The organism is Microscilla marina ATCC 23134, assembly GCF_000169175.1.
Lineage (GTDB): Bacteria > Bacteroidota > Bacteroidia > Cytophagales > Microscillaceae > Microscilla > Microscilla marina.
Window position 1 is genome coordinate 1 of the sequence record NZ_AAWS01000118.1, and the last position, 2,088, is coordinate 2,088.

Here is a 2,088-nt window from a genome sequence, read left to right on the forward strand (position 1 = left end):
AAGTGCTTTTCATATTACTCAATATTAGCTGGGGTAACAATTTTTAAAATACCTGTGGTAGAACGGTACTTGCATCAATATGCAAAGCTTCGATGAATGTATAGCTTTTAGTTTAATTTCACTTTGGGCAGACAAAATGAATGCCATTTTTGATTATAAAAGAGGAGTTTGAATTTAAAACCCAAACCAACAACTTTTTGTTTATTTATACGTAGGCAGGCTAATTGGTAACCATAAAAACTAAATAAATTCGGCCAACTCTAGCCAACGCTCTGTTTTAGAGTCAATTAAATCTATGATTTCTCCAAGTTTTTGAGACGTGTTTTGCAATTCTTCGTGGTCTAGCGTGCCTGAATTTAGTTTTTCGGTCAGCTCGTCTTTTTTCTCCTCCAATTGTTCAATTTCCTGCTCTAGTCCTTCATATTCCTTCTGTTCTTTGTAGCTCAACTTACGTTTTTGGGTGTCATCAGCGGTTTTCTTGGTCGACTTTTCTTCTTTCTGTTTCCCTTGTTTGCTTTCTTTCTTTTCTTTTTCTTTCTCTAGCTCTTGCAAGTGTTTAAACTCACGGTACTCGCGGTATTTGCCGTTAAAGTCTCTGATAAAACCTTCGCCCTCGAACACAAACAAGTGGTCAACAAGCTTGTCCATAAAATAACGGTCGTGTGTAACAATGATCAAGCATCCCCCAAAATCGGTCAGAAACTCCTCCAGTACGTTGAGCGTGAGCAAATCGAGGTCGTTGGTAGGCTCATCCAAAATCAAAAAGTTGGGATTTTGTACCAACACCGTAAGCAAGTATAAACGGCGGCGCTCGCCTCCGCTTAGGGTAGACACATAGTTGTATTGTTTATCTCGGTCAAACAAAAAGCGTTCAAGCAATTGTGCCGGAGACAATTTTTGTCCTTTGTCCAGTTCTATTTCTTCGGCTATTTCTTGTACTACCTCTATTACTCGTTTGTCTTCGGGTAGTTTGATTCCTTCTTGGGTATAATACCCATACACAATGGTTTCGCCTTTGGTTATTTCGCCGCTATCGGGTTGTATTTTACCCGTGAGTAAGTTCAAAAAAGTAGATTTACCCACCCCATTTTGTCCTACAATACCTATGCGCTCTCTACGCTGAAACACATAGCTAAAATTCTCCACCATTTTTAGGTCGCCATAGTTCTTGTAGAGGTTTTCTATTTCAAGAATTTTTTACCCATGCGGCTCATTTTTACCCCCATATTGGCCTCTTTTTGGTAAACCCCACTGTTGGCTTTTTTCTTTAGTTCATCAAAGGCATCCAGGCGATACTTGGCCTTGGTACCCCTTGCTTTGGGTTGGCGACGTACCCAGTCCAGTTCCTTGCGCATCAGGTTTTGGGCTTTTTCTACCTCTGAGGAAGCCTGTTGGGTAAGCTCCGCTTTTTTCTCAAGGTAGTATTCATAATTGCCCTTAAAGCGAAACAAGGTTTGGCGGTCAAGTTCAATGATTTCGGTACATATCCGGTCTAAGAAATAACGGTCGTGAGTCACCATCAATAGGGTGAGTTGCGAAGCAGATAAGTAGTTTTCCAACCACTCGATCATGTCTAGGTCTAAATGGTTGGTAGGCTCATCTAAAATTAAAAAATCGGGTTCGTCAATCAATACTTTGGCAAGTGCTACCCGTTTTTTTTGTCCCCCCGACAAGGTATCTATGCGTTTTTCCAGGTCGTCTACCCTTAGCTTAGACAATATTTGCTTGATCTTAAGCTCGTAGTCCCAAGCCTTGTGGGTATCCATTTGTGCCAGCCCTTCTTCCATTTTCTGGGCGTTGTTGGGGTTTTGCAAGGCTTCTTCGTATGTTTTAATGGCTTGAATTACGGGGTTGTTAGAGTTGAGCACTGCCTCGATGATGGTTTCGGCACTGCCAAAATCAGGGTTTTGGTCTAAAAAACCCACGTGTACATCTTTATGAAACACTACCTCACCACCGTTGCTGCCATCTTTTCCGGTCAATATTTTCAGCAAAGAGGTTTTGCCTGTGCCGTTTTTGCTACCAACGCCACTTTTTGTCCTTTGTTAATTCCAAAAGAAATATTCTCAAACAATACTCGCTCGCCAC

At 41.4% G+C, this 2,088-nt stretch carries 2 protein-coding genes; both read right to left on the bottom strand.

The window, feature by feature from the left end:
- Positions 1-240: 240 nt before the first annotated feature.
- Positions 241-1,149, bottom strand: coding sequence for an ATP-binding cassette domain-containing protein (locus M23134_RS42670; RefSeq protein ID WP_002706255.1), 909 nt, complete (start codon positions 1,147-1,149; stop codon positions 241-243).
- 32 nt (positions 1,150-1,181) lie between these two features.
- Positions 1,182-1,994, bottom strand: a complete 813-nt coding sequence (locus tag M23134_RS42675) for an ATP-binding cassette domain-containing protein (protein WP_002706257.1) — start codon at positions 1,992-1,994, stop codon at positions 1,182-1,184.
- Positions 1,995-2,088: the final 94 nt, after the last annotated feature.

Bases quoted from the DNA above. Each gene is read 5' to 3' on its own strand.
- M23134_RS42670 (WP_002706255.1), bottom strand. From the start codon at position 1,149: ATGGTGGAGAATTTTAGCTATGTGTTTCAGCGTAGAGAGCGCATAGGT.